Annotated in this window: 16 protein-coding genes; 14 read left to right on the forward strand and 2 right to left on the reverse strand. The window is 43.5% G+C overall.

Annotation, left to right across the window (positions count from 1 at the left end):
• Nucleotides 1-15: 15 nt before the first annotated feature.
• Entirely contained in the window at nt 16-705 is a 690-nt protein-coding gene (locus UL82_RS01170) for a response regulator transcription factor (RefSeq protein ID WP_046438557.1), read from the forward strand.
• Between the two features lie 2 nt (nt 706-707).
• Here the strand turns inward: UL82_RS01170 and UL82_RS01175 are convergent, their stop codons facing one another.
• Nucleotides 708-1,631 carry a hypothetical protein gene (locus tag UL82_RS01175; protein WP_046438558.1) on the reverse strand — a complete coding sequence of 308 codons (924 nt, stop codon included), beginning with the start codon at nt 1,629-1,631 and terminating at the stop codon, nt 708-710.
• Nucleotides 1,632-1,662: 31 nt separating this feature from the next.
• Between UL82_RS01175 and UL82_RS01180 the strand changes: the two genes are divergently transcribed.
• The 6 genes from UL82_RS01180 (at nt 1,663) to UL82_RS01205 (ending at nt 6,168) form a co-directional block, all read left to right on the forward strand.
• The gene (locus UL82_RS01180; RefSeq protein ID WP_083966376.1) at nt 1,663-2,622 is read left to right on the forward strand and encodes a Ppx/GppA phosphatase family protein; all 960 of its coding nucleotides are present in this window, start codon (nt 1,663-1,665) and stop codon (nt 2,620-2,622) included.
• Nucleotides 2,619-3,389, forward strand: a complete 771-nt coding sequence (locus UL82_RS01185; protein WP_046438562.1) for a hypothetical protein — start codon at nt 2,619-2,621, stop codon at nt 3,387-3,389. Before UL82_RS01180 ends, UL82_RS01185 begins: the two co-directional genes overlap by 4 nt.
• A gap of 84 nt (nt 3,390-3,473) precedes the next feature.
• The gene (gene proC, locus UL82_RS01190; RefSeq protein WP_046438563.1) at nt 3,474-4,280 is read left to right on the forward strand and encodes a pyrroline-5-carboxylate reductase; all 807 of its coding nucleotides are present in this window, start codon (nt 3,474-3,476) and stop codon (nt 4,278-4,280) included.
• 240 nt (nt 4,281-4,520) lie between these two features.
• On the forward strand, nt 4,521-4,712 hold the full coding sequence (locus UL82_RS01195; RefSeq protein WP_046438564.1) for a helix-turn-helix domain-containing protein: 192 nt from the start codon (nt 4,521-4,523) through the stop codon (nt 4,710-4,712).
• A gap of 391 nt (nt 4,713-5,103) precedes the next feature.
• Nucleotides 5,104-5,205 (forward strand): 30S ribosomal protein bS22, encoded by a 102-nt coding sequence (locus UL82_RS10760; RefSeq protein WP_003402602.1) that lies wholly within the window; start codon nt 5,104-5,106, stop codon nt 5,203-5,205.
• 258 nt (nt 5,206-5,463) lie between these two features.
• Nucleotides 5,464-6,168: a hypothetical protein gene (locus tag UL82_RS01205; RefSeq protein WP_126316372.1), complete on the forward strand. Its 705-nt coding sequence runs from the start codon at nt 5,464-5,466 to the stop codon at nt 6,166-6,168.
• Here the strand turns inward: UL82_RS01205 and UL82_RS01210 are convergent.
• On the reverse strand, nt 6,165-7,226 hold the full coding sequence (locus tag UL82_RS01210; protein WP_395922710.1) for an HAD family hydrolase: 1,062 nt from the start codon (nt 7,224-7,226) through the stop codon (nt 6,165-6,167). The two genes, UL82_RS01205 and UL82_RS01210, sit on opposite strands and share 4 nt — an antisense overlap.
• Before the next feature lie 65 nt (nt 7,227-7,291).
• Between UL82_RS01210 and UL82_RS01215 the strand changes: the two genes are divergently transcribed.
• The 7 genes from UL82_RS01215 (at nt 7,292) to UL82_RS01245 (ending at nt 15,329) form a co-directional block, all read left to right on the forward strand.
• On the forward strand, nt 7,292-7,534 hold the full coding sequence (locus UL82_RS01215) for a glutaredoxin family protein (protein WP_046438571.1): 243 nt from the start codon (nt 7,292-7,294) through the stop codon (nt 7,532-7,534).
• Between the two features lie 172 nt (nt 7,535-7,706).
• Nucleotides 7,707-9,056, forward strand: coding sequence for a glutamyl-tRNA reductase (locus tag UL82_RS01220; RefSeq protein WP_046438574.1), 1,350 nt, complete (start codon nt 7,707-7,709; stop codon nt 9,054-9,056).
• Nucleotides 9,057-9,064: 8 nt separating this feature from the next.
• On the forward strand, nt 9,065-9,952 hold the full coding sequence (gene hemC / locus UL82_RS01225; RefSeq protein WP_046438575.1) for a hydroxymethylbilane synthase: 888 nt from the start codon (nt 9,065-9,067) through the stop codon (nt 9,950-9,952).
• An 8-nt stretch (nt 9,953-9,960) separates the two neighbouring features.
• Entirely contained in the window at nt 9,961-10,791 is an 831-nt protein-coding gene (locus UL82_RS01230) for a uroporphyrinogen-III synthase (RefSeq protein WP_052735833.1), read from the forward strand.
• 101 nt (nt 10,792-10,892) lie between these two features.
• Nucleotides 10,893-11,915: a porphobilinogen synthase gene (gene hemB, locus UL82_RS01235; RefSeq protein ID WP_046438577.1), complete on the forward strand. Its 1,023-nt coding sequence runs from the start codon at nt 10,893-10,895 to the stop codon at nt 11,913-11,915.
• 5 nt (nt 11,916-11,920) lie between these two features.
• The gene (locus tag UL82_RS01240) at nt 11,921-12,472 is read left to right on the forward strand and encodes a hypothetical protein (RefSeq protein ID WP_046438578.1); all 552 of its coding nucleotides are present in this window, start codon (nt 11,921-11,923) and stop codon (nt 12,470-12,472) included.
• Nucleotides 12,473-12,680: 208 nt separating this feature from the next.
• The gene (locus UL82_RS01245) at nt 12,681-15,329 is read left to right on the forward strand and encodes a heavy metal translocating P-type ATPase (protein ID WP_046438579.1); all 2,649 of its coding nucleotides are present in this window, start codon (nt 12,681-12,683) and stop codon (nt 15,327-15,329) included.
• Nucleotides 15,330-15,368 lie beyond the last annotated feature (39 nt).

Here is a 15,368-nt window from a genome sequence, read left to right on the forward strand (position 1 = left end):
AGGACATATGGGCGTATGACTTCTATCTTGTTAGTTGAAGACGAAGAATCCCTTGCCGAACCACTAATTTTTTTGTTGAAAAAAGAAGGATTTCAGGTTAGTCATGCTGCTGATGGCCCCTCTGCATTGGTGGAATTTGAAAACAATAGCATTGATATTGTGCTACTTGATCTTATGCTGCCAGGTATGTCCGGTACAGAAGTTTGTCGACGCCTACGTGAATTAAGCACTGTCCCTGTCATTATGGTAACCGCTAGAGATTCTGAAACCGATAAAGTTATTGGTTTAGAACTTGGTGCAGATGATTATGTGACCAAACCATATTCTTCACGTGAGCTTATTGCCCGAGTAAGAGCAGTCCTTCGTCGTGGTGGTGAGGCTACCGTCGAGGAAAATTATGATGATCAGATTCTAATAGGTGGACGTATTCATATGGATTTGGAACGTCATTTAGTTACAGTAAACGGACAAGAAATTGCGATGCCGCTGAAAGAGTTTGATCTTTTGGAATATCTGATGCGGAATATGGGCTGTGTTCTTACCCGTGGACAATTGATTGATCGCATTTGGGGCGCTGATTACGAGGGAGATACAAAAACTCTCGACGTGCATATTAAACGTTTGCGCTCCAAAATAGAAGAGGAGCCCTCACAGCCACATCATTTATTAACTGTGCGCGGAGTGGGCTATAAATTCGAAGCCTAAAGTTAATCGGTATCAAAGTCATGTGTTTGTGCATATTGTGTAGCAGGGTGGCTAGTAAAGGCTTCTGGCATTAATGTACGTGCTGCGGCACGCTGTGTGCATACTTTAACGACGTAGTTATAGTTGTGCTCTCCCATCAGTGCAATGAGTTCCGATGCACATGTTTTCCATAGTGGTTCAGTATTAGTGTGGCATGTTGGGGCAGTTGTACAGTACCAATCGAAGTCTTCGCCACCATTACCCCAGCCGCGTCGGTCATACTCAGTAATCGTGGTGCGAAGAATTTCGATGCCGTCAGCGCGTGTCTCATAAGCTTCTAGCCGACGTAAAGGCAGTTGCCAACATACTTCTGGTTTGACAATGGTTAAATCTTTATTTTCTGCGAGTGCCCATTGGTGGATTGCGCAACCAATACCTGTATCCCATCCACGACGATTAGCAAAGATACAAGCACCATCGACAAGTTTTGTTTTTAGTGCGGGTTCGGCAATACCTTCTTCGTTATCAAGCTCATCCCATTCCAACCATGGTTCGATATCAGTGTGTGCACTGGTGATAAATTTGGTTATTTCTTGGGGACGGTATTGCCAGAAGCGTGCTGGCATTTCTACAACTGCATTGTATAGCTGATTGCGGTCTTCTTCATCAGAAAGAAAAGCCCCATGATTACAGCATCCAACTTCAGCAAGCTCACTATCGATGCCTTGACATTCTGGAGTACCGAATTTACAAGAATAGTGTGATTCAAGCCATGTTAAGTCGATGCTGAAAATATGTTCGGGATCTTGGACATCGACAAATTCTAACCATTGCCTTGGGAAATCAGGAGGAAGTTCTTTTCCCGCTGTGATGGAATTAGCTGCTGGAGAGGAAAGAGGGAAGCCTAAATAGACTGATTGCGAAGCGAAATCCTGACTGTAATTCACACTTGGACACGCTACCGTCTAACCTGAAAGAGTGCGATTAGGTGTATTAGACGTGGGAAGCAACACGGTTCATCTGGTGGCGGTTGATGCTAGACAAGGCGGCAGACCGTCACCGATGAGTGATTGGAAAACCACGTTGAAACTTGTTGAATTTCTTGACAAAGATGGAGCGATTAATCGACGTGGTATTGAGAAACTAACAAAATCGGTTGATGAGGCTCAGCAATTAGCTACACAATTAGGCTGTGAAGAAATCATGCCGTTTGCTACTTCTGCTGTGCGTTCTGCAGTAAATGCAGAAGAAGTACTTAACCATGTTGAAAAAGAGACCGGGGTGCGTCTGCAAATCCTTTCTGGGGCAGATGAGGCACGATTAACATTTTTGTCTGTGCGTCGTTGGTATGGCTGGTCGGCTGGTCGAATAATAAACCTCGATATTGGTGGTGGATCTTTGGAAATGTCTACCGGAATTGATGAGGAACCTGATGTGGCGAGATCATTAGATTTAGGCGCTGCACGGCTTACCCATAATTGGTTTCATACCGATCCACCTGCACGAAAGAAGATAAATCTTTTACGAGATTATATTGATGCTGAACTTGCTGATGCAGCGAAGGATCTTCGTGTTCATGGTTCGGCACGTGTTGCTGTGGGCACATCAAAGACGTTTAGAACGCTTGCCCGACTTACCGGTGCGGCACCTTCTTCTGCTGGTTTGCATGTCGTTCGCGAACTTACTGCCCCAGGTTTGCGACAATTAATCGCCTTTATTTCTCGCATGACTGCCGCAGACAGGGCAGAATTAGAAGGTGTGAGTGCTGATCGCTCTCATCAAATTGTTGCAGGAGCGCTTGTAGCTGAGGCTGCGATGCGTGCCTTAAATATCGAACGCTTGGAGATTTGTCCATGGGCGTTACGCGAAGGAGTTATCTTTCGACGTATCGAACAAGGACTACCCACCCGACTAGTGGAGGAAAAGAAAGCGCAATGAGTGAAAAACAACTAACTGTTGCAGAGCTTCTTGCCCGATCAGGTAAAAAAACGCAAGACTCCACTCCTCGTCGACGTCGTCGAAGTATTGAGGAGGGTGGCGTCTCGATTGCCGAGCTCACAGGCAACTTACCTAAAGTTGATGCAACCCCGAAACAAGGAAGACACACCTCAGAGTCTCTGAGCGAAGAGAAAACACTTGCTGAAGCAGAGCTTGTTACTCAAGAGGATGGGGTTACACATGCTTCTGGAGAAGATCAACCAGCTGTAGCAGAAGAGACAGCTTTTGAGAAGTCTGTTGCACCAAGTGATGACGAAACAATTGTGTTGAGCGTCGTTAGTGAAGACGATCCAGTTCGGTTAACCACTGACACCTTCCCTGCAGTAGATCCGGATGAAGCTGCAACAACGGTTATCCCAGTTAGTGCTGAGCTGGCTGAAATTGAAGAGACTAAGACCGTCGCCCCGGCTGTTGAGTTGATTGATGACACAGTAGTTGCTGAGGATGAGAATGAGGAAAAGATTTCTTATCGGAGTGTATTGGGTATGGCAGTAGTCGGTATTGTTCTTGGAGTTGCCGTATTTTTGGGGTTCCAGCAGTTATGGCAAACCCTGAATCGGCCTATCGTGGCTGCGCTTGCTCTAGCCGTTACTGGTGCAATGATTGGTTTAGTTCATGCGCTTCGCACTAATCGTGATGGACTAAGTATGGTGTTAGCCGGAATCGTTGGTTTAGTGATGACTTTCGGACCATTGTTTATTATTTGACAACATTCATAAAAGAAGCCGAAGTAACTCTTACTTCGGCTTCTTTTATGTGCATGATAGATCTATTCGTGGCAGGGTGGACGTATGAAAACTATTGCAGTAATTGGTGGCGGAAAAATTGGTGAGTCGCTTATCGTTGGGCTCATTAAGAATGGGCATAATCCCAAAGATATTCGAGTTACTAATCGCAATGCAGAACGAGGGCACTATTTAAAGGAGACTTATCAGGTACAAACCTCTCAAGATAATGCGGCAGTTGTAGATGATGCAGACTTCGTTTTTTTATGTGTAAAACCGAAGCAGAGTATTGCTGTTGTTGAAGAGATTGCGAGTGTGATTGATAACAATGATTCGACAATATTAGTTTCTATGGCTGCGGGTATTTCAACAGCGAAGATAGAAGAAATTCTAGCTGTGGGGGCGCCTGTAGTAAGAGTAATGCCAAATACACCTATGTTGGTTGGACAGGGAATGAGTGCGCTGTCGGCTGGAAAATTTGTCAGTAAAGAGCAGCTTAGTGAAGTTGTTGATTTGCTTAGTTCTGTGGGTAAAGTGCGAATAGTTGATGAAACCGATATGGATGCAGTCACCGCTATGTCTGGTTCATCACCAGCGTATTTATTTTTCCTCTCGGAAGCGCTTATAGATGCAGGTGTAAATCTTGGTTTAACGCGTAGTGCAGCTCGTGAACTTAGTGTGCAGGCTCTTTATGGCGCAGCAACAATGTTGGCTGAAACTGATGAAGAACCAGTGATATTGCGTGCGAATGTATCCTCGCCAGCTGGGGCTACAGTAGCTGCTATTCGTGAGTTTGAAGAGTCAGGACTGCGTGGTGCTGTTTATCGAGCTACACATGCTTGTGCAGAGCGTTCAGCAGAGTTAGGTAAATAATAAAAATCAAGCATCTCCTTAACAACTGTGACAAATGTCGCCTTCTGTGCTGCCGAGTGAAAAAACATTAAGAGCAGTGCTTTTCTGTAGCCTCAGGGGTGAATTTGTGTCACAGCATTAAAATTTTTCTCTTTAAGTCGCATTAGTCACAGGGTTCACGCTAAGCTTTTTGAAGCACGTGCGTGACCGTTCTGCGGGAGGGGAAGCCTGCAGCGCGCCACTTGCTGAAGGGTTAAAATTATGGCAAATGAAGATAAAGGAACTTTTTTAACTGTCGCAGAGGTTGCGGAGATTATGCGTGTCTCTAAGATGACAGTTTATCGCTTAGTTCACTCTGGTGATCTTCCAGCGGTTCGCGTTGGACGTTCCTTCCGTGTTCATGAAAAGACCGTTAATGAGTATTTATCCTCTTCGTACTATCAAGCAGGTTAGAAAACTGTTAATTGGTTTTTTCTTCAGAATCGATATCACGTGAAAGTGATATCGATTTTGTTTTATCGCTGCCATATAGAAACAACATTAAATGTAGGCAAACATACATAATGTTGAGAGGAACTATTGACGGAATTCAAAGTGGTTTTTGGTTGTTTTTATGCCCTTTACCGGCGCGAATTTGTTCAATGGTTTCCCTACTTTTGTAACAAGGTGCAGGTAAACGGTATGATATTCAGCGTTCGTGTCAGCACTTTGTCTCTTACGGTGACCGGCTATTTTATTAGCTTGGTTCTGCTTGCAGGCGATGTGCACGTCGGCTGCATTGTTTTCCGACCTAAGAGCGCTGGCAGGCAAGTACGTACACCAACGAAAAGCGAGGATTGCCGTTATGGGTTCCGTCATTAAAAAGCGTCGTAAGCGCATGTCCAAGAAGAAGCACCGTAAGCTGCTTCGCCGCACTCGTGTTCAGCGTCGTAAACTCGGCAAGTAAGTCGAATATCTATGCCCACTCTTTAGCTAATGGAAAAGGGTGGGTATTTTTTATCCCTTATTTAGGGGTAATAGAAAAAATTTTCACGAGAGGTTGTCACTGTGAGGCCTAAAAAAGCGTCTAACTTCTTTGAACGTCGTAATTCCGCGGCGAGCACAGTGCCAAAACAAGGAGTATTTAATGACATCCTCACAAAATGTGGAAGAAGTTTATTACAGTCACTGCAACCCACATGATACAGTCCACGCGAAGTATCATATGAAGCGAAATCGAGAAGAGCTTGCATATTGGGATAGCATTGTCGCTACAGAAGTAGTAGACCTTATGGCAGAGGCACGGAAGCTTAGTAAATATTTGCCACTCGGTGCTGCTGAAATCCGAAAAAATATTAAAGCTATTCAATTTTTGCGTCTTGTTCCTGAGTTTTTCTTATATCTCAAAGAAAGCGGTGCTTTTGATATTGGGAGGATAGCTGCCTTAGCACAAGGACATGAGCATCTGAGTGAAAAAGAAATTATAGGTAAAGACACGCAATTATGTAAGCGGTTTCGTCCAGAAACTCAGGGACAGAAATTACCTTGTGCTGGTTATTTGCTAAGGACTATACGTCAAGATACTGGTGCTCCAGTGCAATCGTTAAAGAAGGATGCTGATAGAAGCAGTAATCGAAGTGTAGATCGTAATGAACCTGGAGTTTATACAGAGCGTCTTGCCAATGGGTTAATGTCTATCGTTGGTGTTTTTGATAAAGACGATGCACTATTGCTTATGAACTGTATTCAGCGCTGCGCGGAGATACTTGGTATTACACGGGCAGAAGCATTAGTAGGCTTAATTACTTTTAGTTTTCAAGAATTAGTGCGCAGCAAAGATACTAAAGGCTTTGTTCAAAGTAGTAATACTAAACGACAACGAGATCTTGATCGTCGTAATCGACGGCGGGCGAGGCGACGGAATCATTAGTCCGATAGTTGTGATCTAATACGCTGAAGCATTTTAATTATGGAGAAGAATATAGCTGCGCTAAGCGTTGGGATTCCGTAGTTGTTGATAGCTTTTCGCCAACTTCGAAAATCACGGATCGGCCAGTTATTTTGCTTTGCTACTCGACGTAGATGTTTATCTGGATTGATAGCTACAGCGGTGCCAACCATGTTGAGCATAGGAAGGTCATTAATAGAATCTGAATACGCTGTGCACTTGCTTAGGTCTAATCGTTCTAGACTCGACAATGCAGCAACGGCGTAGCTCTTTCCTGGTCCGTGGAGAATATCGCCAACAAGACGGCCAGTGAAATAGCCATCTTTTTGCTCAGGTACAGTACCAATTGCCCCGGTGAAACCTAAGCGCTGCGCAAGTACTTGCCCCAGTTGTACAGGTGTGGCAGAAACTAGCCACACCTGTTGTCCGCGTGCAATATGTTCTTCGGCTAGCTGTTGAGTTCCTGGCCATAGTTTTTCGCTGATATTAGTATCAACGATTTCTTCACATAATTGAGTTAGTTCTTTAACGGAACGCCCTTTGATAAAAGCTAGTGCTTGTTGTCGACCTTCCATGATGTCACTGAAGTTTTCTGATCCTGTGACGCGAAATTTAATTTGTTTCCATGCCACAGGGATAATTTCTGAGATTTTAAAATAGCGTCTTTTAGCAAGTCCATAAGCGAATGCGATGAGTGATGACCCCTGTATGAGGGTGTTATCAATATCGAAGAAAGCAGCTACACCATTATCTGGAGTGATGTGTGGGTCAGGTGTGGTTGTGGAGGTGTTTATTGCAGCTTGAAAAGAACCGCTAACAGTTTCAAGACCAGTAGTAAAGTCGGAAAATTCCAGTCCATAAAGATCTGCAATGGCTTGTGCTGCTGCAGCTTCACCGGCAGATCGTTGAGTCATATTATTGACTGGAGGCAAAGCATGTTTTTCGAAAAAACGGCGTAAATTTCCGCGTGTTGCACTCCATTCAGCAAGGAATTCTTCTGGGCTAAGCTGCCAATTTTCGTCTGCATGGGAATTCATGATGGTAGTAGCAGTCTTTCTCCAATAAACGAGTAATCTAATTGATTCATCGTACTGTGTGAAGGAGAATGAATGTGCAACACATTGTGGAGTTAATGGTGCGGGAAACATGTGGTTCATGTAAGCGGATAGCTGAGCAAATAAGACCTGTTATTAAACAGTACAATGCGATTTTTATTATCCGAGATGTTGACTTAGATCCTGCACTGAGTTCAGAATTTGGCGATAGGGTTCCCGTTATCGTTGTAGATGGTGAAGAATTTGCATGTTGGGAAGTTGATAATAACGAGTTAGCACAGGCTTTGTTGTAGCAACCCTCTAAAATAACTAGCGTTAATACATCGACCTAACCGCCTAGCTATCCATCTTTTGGTGGATGTATTCTTGTTAGGTTATTGATGGAAAAATTTAGGGCAGAAATGTGCTTAAGAGAACATTAAACTATCTTGGGCTTAGCAGGGAATTGAAAGCGGTGGTTGCACAGTGAGCGTGCTTGTTGTGGGGATGTCTCATAGATCAGCACCCGTAGCGCTTTTAGAGCAGCTCAGTATGGCCGATGATATCCGGACTCGAACAGTTGCCGAGTTGGTGAGTTCTCCTTCCCTAAGCGAGGCGATGATTGTTTCTACGTGTAATCGCCTTGAGGTTTATGCGGTTACCAATAGTTTCCATACGGGCGTTTCTGATGTGGTAAGTATTTTGCATGAGATGAGTGGGGTAGAGATTGATTCTCTGCGCAGCTATCTCTATGTTCGTTATGCTGATGCTGCTGCTGAACACATGATGGTGGTAGCAAGCGGAATGGACTCCATGGTAGTTGGAGAGCAGCAAATAATCGGTCAGGTGCGTGCCGCTTATCAGCATGCGACTGCAGCGGGTACTGTTGGTGCTGCTTTACATGGTTTGGTTCAAGCTGCACTACACGCAGGTAAACGCGTTCATTCGGAGACAGCTATTGATGAAGCTGGTGGCTCTATGGTGACCTTCGCGTTCGATGAAGTCCTGGATTTGTATGATCTTCACGAGATCGAGTTACCGTTGCGTGGTCGCAGCGCACTTGTACTTGGTGCTGGGGCGATGGCATCGCTTGCAGCTACTCACCTAGGAAAACTAGGTATTGATTCGCTTATCATTGCAAGCCGAACGAAAGATCGTGCCCAACGTTTAGCTGATCATTCTGTTGAAGCTGGTGTTCCAGCAATAGTTGTTGATTTTGAGGATCGGTTTAGTGTTCTTCGTGACGTTGACATTGTAGTCAGTGCAACTGGAGCAAATACTTACACAATAAGTGCGGCTGATATGAGTGATTATGGAGAATCGCTTATGGCAGTAGATTTATCTTTACCCAGAGACATTAATGATGATGTATCTGTGCTTTCTGGGGTTCAGTTAGTAAACATTGAGAAATTACACGCGCGAAAATATGAAGGTACCGGTTCAGTAGGTGATGCACAGCGGATTGTTTCCGAAGAGCTTGCTGCGTATACCTCTGCCCAAAGGGTAAAAGATGTTGCTCCAGCAGTATCTGCTTTACGACGGCATGCAGCAGAATTAGTTAGTAATGAATTAGAACGCTTGCATTCGCGCACTCCTGATATGAGCGATCGTGAATTTAACGAGGTTCAGAAGACAGTGCGTCGTGTCGTCGATAAACTTTTACACCAGCCTATGGTGAGAGTTAAAGAACTAGCAGCAGAGGAAGGGGTAGTAAGTTATGAGTCTGCATTACAAGAATTATTTGGACTAGGTGCAGGCGTAAAAGTTGATGTTGCTGAACTGCCGAAAGCGGAAGTAATTCAAGGTGCATCTGAAAAACTTAAAGAAACCCTATAAGGAACGTAATGTTTAAAATTGGTACTCGCGGAAGCTTGTTAGCAACTACTCAAGCTGGTCATATTCGTGATGCCCTTGTTGGTAATGGGTTTGATAGTGACCTGCATATAGTAACTACAGTAGGCGATGTGAATATGGCGCCAGTAGAACGCATTGGCGTGGGGGTTTTTACACAAAAATTGCGTGATGCTCTTTTCCGCGGTGAGTGCGATATTGCAGTCCATTCCTTTAAAGATCTTCCTACCGAACCTGATGCTAGGTTTCGTCTTATTGTTCCACGACGTGTAGATGCTAGAGATTGTCTTGTCGCACGAGATTCCCTGACTCTTGATCAATTGCCTTTAGGCGCAAAAGTAGGTACTGGTGCTCCCCGGCGAATTTCGCAATTGCGAGTATTGCGGCCTGATTTAGAAATTCTTGGTTTGCGCGGAAATATTGATTCGAGAATGGACCGTGTGAAAAATGGTGAACTTGATGCGGTCGTATTGGCGTATGCAGGACTATTGCGGGTAGAACGTGGTGATATGGCTACAGAAGTTTTTTCGCCAGAGCAAATGGTACCTGCGCCGGCACAAGGGGCATTAGCTATTGAATGTCGAGTAGATGATCAGGCAGCGATTGAGGCTATTAATTCGATTCTGGATGAGCAAGCTATGATTTGTGCAGTAGCAGAGCGTATTGTTCTCAATCGTCTAGAGGCTGGATGTACTGCTCCAGTTGCAGCTTATGCGTTCATTGAGAATAAAGATATTATTATCACTGCTGTTGTAGTGGCGTTAGATGGCACTCGCGTATTAAAGGAAATTATTCGAGGGCGTAGTAATGATTATCTGCGACTTAGTGAAGAATTAGCTAGTAAACTAATTGCTTCTGGGGCAAAAGATATATTGAGCTAGGCCATTTTATGGTTATTAAGTCCATTGATCAGGAAAAAAGCGATTTTAGACCTCTTAACGGGTGGAAAGTACTTGTGCCGCGTTCGGCACAACAAGCAGCTTCAATGAGTAAGCAACTGCGTTTGTTAGGTGCGTTTCCAGCAGAAGTACCAACAATTTCTATTGTTCCACCACAGGATTTGAAGCCAATAGATATGGCTGTTCGTCAAATAGCAGAGGGATATTATCAGTGGCTTGTGGTAACCAGTATTAATGCGGTAAATGCACTTGAAGCTTCGTTACGACGTCTTGGATTATCAACAACTATTTTTGATCAGGTCAAGATAGCTTGTGTGGGGATCAAAACCGCAAACGCTTTAGAGAAAATTGGTATTCGCACGGATATACAGCCATCAAAAACAAATCAGCATGCTACAGGGTTAGTGGAAATTTTTCCACAACATGATGCACGAGCGAATCCAACAAAATCCGTATTACTTCCGCGAGCTGATATCGCAACGCAAGAATTGCCAGTTGGCCTGCAAAAGCTAGGGTGGCAAGTAGATGATGTTATTGCATATAGTACTGCTTTAGCGCCTGTGCCTTCTCAAGATGTGCAGGAAAGGATCACCGGGGGAGATTTTGATGCAATTTGTTTCACATCGGCATCAACCGTACGAAATTTAGTAAAACTTGTTGGTAGACCGCATAAACGTACTGTGATTGCATGCATAGGTTCTAAAACTGCTTATGCAGCAAGCGAATTGGGAATTCGGGTAGATGTTATTCCAGAAATCTCTACGGTGCCCCATCTTATTGAGGAGTTGGCGAAGTATGTACAAGCTGGTCGTATTGATTAGAAGCTTTTATTGTTTTTAGTGCAGTATCGTAGTCGTAAAAAATATAATGATTATTTGCGTTTGTGTTAGTGAAAGTTAAGTCGTTGCCGGAAGGATTGATTATGACGAAGAAACCTATAACAACTGAGCATATTCTTCGACGTCCTCGGCGATTGCGAACCAACTCTGTGATGCGTGAACTTGTTGCTGAAACGTCTCTTCGTCCGGCTGATCTCATTCTGCCTATGTTTGTTGTCGATGGGTTAGATAATCCTCAGGAGATACCTAGTATGCCGGGGGTCTATCAGCACACCATGGATTCTTTAGTAGAAGCAGTTGATGAAGCAGTTTCAGTAGGGATCAAATGCGTTGATCTTTTTGGCGTTCCGTTAACTGAGAATAAAGACGCACGAGGAACACAAGCATGGGCTCAGGATGGAATCCTTAATAGAGCTGCCGGTGTGTTACGTAAAAATTTTGGTGATGAAGTCTTGATCATGACCGACACATGTCTAGATGAATTTACCGATCATGGCCATTGTGGGGTTCTTAATACTGATGCTTATGGAAACAGTTATGTTGATAATGATGAGACCTTAGCTTTGTATCAAGCGATGGCGGTTTCTCAGGCTCAAGCTGGCGCTCATATTGTAAGTCCTTCTGGCATGATGGACGGTCAAATCCTCGCTATTAGACAAGCTCTTGACGCAGCAGGTTTTCGCGATACCGCGATTATGGCTTATTCCGCTAAGTACGCGTCTGCTTTTTACGGTCCTTTTCGTGATGCAGTTGGTTCCTCTCTAGAAGGTGACCGGCGAACTTATCAACAAAATCCGGCTAATCTTCGAGAGTCATTATTAGAAGTTACTCTGGATATAGCAGAGGGAGCAGACTTTGTTATGGTCAAACCTGCTTTATCATATTTAGATGTTGTAAAAGAAGTTTCTCGGATTAGTAGTGTTCCTGTTGCCGCGTACCAGGTTTCTGGTGAATACTCGGCGCTGTATGCAGCAGCAGCACATGGTTGGTTAGATCTTGATGCGGTGATGATGGAATCGTTATTGTCCATCAAACGGGCAGGTGCTAATCAAATTCTTACGTATTTTGCGGTTCAAGCCGCTCGAAAATTGCAAGATGGTGCATAAAACCAATGGTTGAGCAACAGTTAGAAAAGAAAACGGAGACAAGTACAACAAAACTGCCTGAGAAATTAATGTTTCTTTGGCAAGTGTGGATGGTGTTTTTAATTTTAGAATTAGTACACCAGATATTAAATATAGCTATGTCCATTGGGACAATGGATGAAATAAAGTTTGCATTGGCATCTAATTTAAAAGATTCTGGATACCAGGATGCAGGCGATAATCTTATTGCTCTGGCTGCTTGGCTATCTATTGGATTAGCTTTTGCTTTCTCTGTCGTTATATTAATAATTGCATTTTTCTTGGGTCGAAGAATGCGTCACGGTGGTATGAAAGCAGTAACTCCTAGGCTTTTCATGTTGATATTAAGCTATTACATGATCTTCCGTGGATTGCTTGTTTTTGTAGTCGAACCGACTAATTCTTTGCATATTGCCTATTATGCTGTTGATGGTGTACTTCAGTTGATTATTGCGGTAGTAAGCAGCGTTATTGTTTACGTGCTATCAACTAAAGAAATTTTGGCTTGGGTTTACAACGAAATAGAGAAAAAGGCATAGTTTTTCGAAATCAGCTTTATTGGTTGAAGTATTAATGGTCTTGCAGTTTCTGTGTCGCAAAGCGCATACTTGATGTTTCAATTTGTTTTTGGTTGAGATCAAAAGTGATCCCTAATCTAAAAAAGGTTGTTAATACTTTAGATATTAATAACCTTTTGGTTATAGCTGGTTATGGCTTTAACCTCAAATAATACGTAGAGGTTTTATTATGGTTGATGTTCCATCGCAGAAATCTTCACATTCATTAGATACTGATTTGGAATCATCAATCAGGGCTGCAAAGGTTGCCGCCGAAAAGGCTGGCGTTAACACATCAACGATGCATGCGATTGATCCTGATGAAGCTTTCGTTGGTGCACTACATTCCGGGCGCACTTCTTTTTCTTTTGAATTGGAAAATCTACCAAGTGCGTCTTCAATTGCCGAGGTAGAAGCAGAAATTAATGCAATTGCTGGCATTGACGTGCGTATTGTTTATGCAAGTGCAACAGCTTGGGTAACTGCCTTACGCACAGTAGACCCAATGGCTATAGTTAATGCTTTTGCTAATTTTGGAATTACCGCCACCTTAACGGATTCCTCGCTTCGACGTCGGATAGCATGGGCAGATGTTGAAGACAGACGATACCAACAATCTCATCGACGCTATCGTCGGCGTAATTATATTTCGCAGATGTCTTCTCAGCTTCGTAGACAAGCTGAAGAAGAGGAAAAGAAATTAGAGTCAGCGCGTACTAGTGGATTTTTTAAAGAGAATACTTATGCTAAAAAATCTCAGGAAGAACCAAGCGACGTTCTTTTTACAGCGCGTGCTTTATTGACGAAAAAACGACTCATTGTTTCAATAATCTTGACTATTCCCGTTATGCTCATTGGGTATTTTCCTGATTTCCAATTCAACTATTGGCAGTATGTTCTTTTGGCTCTGTCGGCGCCTGTGGTTTTTTATGGGGCATGGCCTTTTCATCGAGCAATGATTGGTGGCGCTAGGCGGGCTAAATCTGCCCTTGATGCTGCAAGTTCGGTAGCAATATTGGGAGCATGGTTGTGGTCAGCAGCAATGATTCTTTTTACAAGTGTTGGCGATTTGCATCATCGTGCTAATCCTCAGTGGACTTCCTTGGATCCCACAAAATTAGAAGATGGGGCGCTTTTTTTCGATGTTGCCTGTGGAATGACAGTGTTTTTGTTGATTGGGCGTATTTTTATTCGAAAAACACGACCGAGTTATTTCGAGTGGATTCATCAATTCAAAACAGCGTATTCTTCAGAAGTTCTTGTAGTAGTGAAGAACCGCAAAACAGGAAAAATTAATAAAGAATTGCTTCCATTGCAGAAGTTAAAGCCAGGTGACGATATTATTGTTGAACCGAGACAGACAATTCCGGTGGATGGATATGTCATTGGCGGATCGGCGATTATTGATGCGCGGGCAATTGGCTTGGAACCAATGATGGTAAAAGTTAATGACAGTGTGTACGCCGGATGCGTTAATGGTGATAAACCACTAAAGATTCGTGTGCAACATACTGGTTATAGAACTTGGTTGGCTGCAATTTACCGATGGGTAATGAATGCATCGGTAAACCAGAATAAGGCTGACATGATTGCGATTCAATCAGCATCGGTGCTTGTTCCTATTTCTTTTGTTATTGCTGCAAGTTCTTTTGCTATGTGGGCTTTGCTAACAAACAATCTTAACCAGGCATTTGCTACTAGTTTAGCTACTTTAGGTTGTGTGGCTCCTGTGGCAGTTGCTTTGTGTTCTTCCTTGCCTTCTCGTTTAGGTATTGAAGCGATGGCCCGTCGGGGAGTGCTAATTAGGAATTCACAGACAATTCATGAGCTAGATGTTGTTGATACGGTGATCATGAATAGGTGGGGAAGCCTCAGCGATAGTGAAATGAATGTGGAGACTGTAACTGCTGAACGTGGTGAGAATCCAGAACTTGTAGTTCGTGTTGCTGCAGCATTGAGTTTAGAGAGCGAGCATCCCGTTGCACGTGCACTGATTCGCGCGGCACGAGAATCACGTGATGCTTTGCATGATGATTCCATTCCAAGTTGGATTGAAGCATCACAAATTACGCTTGATCATGATGGAAATTTTCATGCATTAGTAGAATTACCATTAAAAGACAGTACTGGTGAAGCAGAAATGCGAACTGTAGAAGCTGTTTTGTGGCGTCCGAAAGACTTATCCTCGTTAGAAGGCCGTTTGGCTGCGGCAGCCGTATCTGGTGGAACACCATTGGTTGTGACTTGGAAGGGCAAGGATAGGGGTGTGATTACCTTGCACGATTCTCCTAAAGATGATGCAACTACTGCAGTAGATGCCATGGAAGCATTAGGTTTAGAGACCGTCATGCTTAGCCGAGATACTTATCCGGTGGCGCGACGTTATGGTGACTCTATGGGAGTATCTCATGTTTTAGCAGGTATTCAGCCGAGGCAGAAACCGCAAACTGTTCGTTCTGTGCGTAGCCATGGGGCTAAAGTCGCTATGGTTGGTGATTCTTCAGTTAATGAGTGTTTCCGAGTTGCTAATGTTGGTATTCTCCTAGGTGCTCTTCGCTCGATAAAAGATACAAGCGAGTTGGAACACCCTGCAGCAGATATTGTTATGTTGGATTCTAAAGTAATGTCGATTGCTCAGATATTTAGATTTTCATATCGTCTTAATCGTCTGATCCGCAATAGTCTTATATTGGTATGGGCATATAATGTTGTTGCAATACTTGCTGCCGTATCAGGAATTCTGCACCCCATGCTCGCTACGATATTGATGTTGGGTTTTTCTCTTATTATTGAGTTTCGTTCTGGTCGCGCCGCGAATCTGCAATCTAGCTATAATTAATCAAAATTTAACCGATAAGTGGTTAATTTTTAGATAAAA

Source organism: Corynebacterium kutscheri (genome assembly GCF_000980835.1).
Lineage (GTDB): Bacteria > Actinomycetota > Actinomycetes > Mycobacteriales > Mycobacteriaceae > Corynebacterium > Corynebacterium kutscheri.

What these genes read in the sequence shown, in the direction of transcription:
- UL82_RS01185 (WP_046438562.1), top strand. Translation starts at nt 2,619, where the DNA reads ATGAGTGAAAAACAACTAACTGTTGCAGAGCTTCTTGCCCGATCAGGT.
- hemC (WP_046438575.1), top strand. Translation starts at nt 9,065, where the DNA reads ATGTTTAAAATTGGTACTCGCGGAAGCTTGTTAGCAACTACTCAAGCT.
- UL82_RS01195 (WP_046438564.1), top strand. Translation starts at nt 4,521, where the DNA reads ATGGCAAATGAAGATAAAGGAACTTTTTTAACTGTCGCAGAGGTTGCG.
- UL82_RS01245 (WP_046438579.1), top strand. Translation starts at nt 12,681, where the DNA reads ATGGTTGATGTTCCATCGCAGAAATCTTCACATTCATTAGATACTGAT.
- UL82_RS10760 (WP_003402602.1), top strand. Translation starts at nt 5,104, where the DNA reads ATGGGTTCCGTCATTAAAAAGCGTCGTAAGCGCATGTCCAAGAAGAAG.
- UL82_RS01240 (WP_046438578.1), top strand. Translation starts at nt 11,921, where the DNA reads ATGGTTGAGCAACAGTTAGAAAAGAAAACGGAGACAAGTACAACAAAA.
- UL82_RS01170 (WP_046438557.1), top strand. Translation starts at nt 16, where the DNA reads ATGACTTCTATCTTGTTAGTTGAAGACGAAGAATCCCTTGCCGAACCA.
- hemB (WP_046438577.1), top strand. Translation starts at nt 10,893, where the DNA reads ATGACGAAGAAACCTATAACAACTGAGCATATTCTTCGACGTCCTCGG.
- UL82_RS01230 (WP_052735833.1), top strand. Translation starts at nt 9,961, where the DNA reads ATGGTTATTAAGTCCATTGATCAGGAAAAAAGCGATTTTAGACCTCTT.
- UL82_RS01215 (WP_046438571.1), top strand. Translation starts at nt 7,292, where the DNA reads ATGAATGTGCAACACATTGTGGAGTTAATGGTGCGGGAAACATGTGGT.
- proC (WP_046438563.1), top strand. Translation starts at nt 3,474, where the DNA reads ATGAAAACTATTGCAGTAATTGGTGGCGGAAAAATTGGTGAGTCGCTT.
- UL82_RS01205 (WP_126316372.1), top strand. Translation starts at nt 5,464, where the DNA reads ATGAAGCGAAATCGAGAAGAGCTTGCATATTGGGATAGCATTGTCGCT.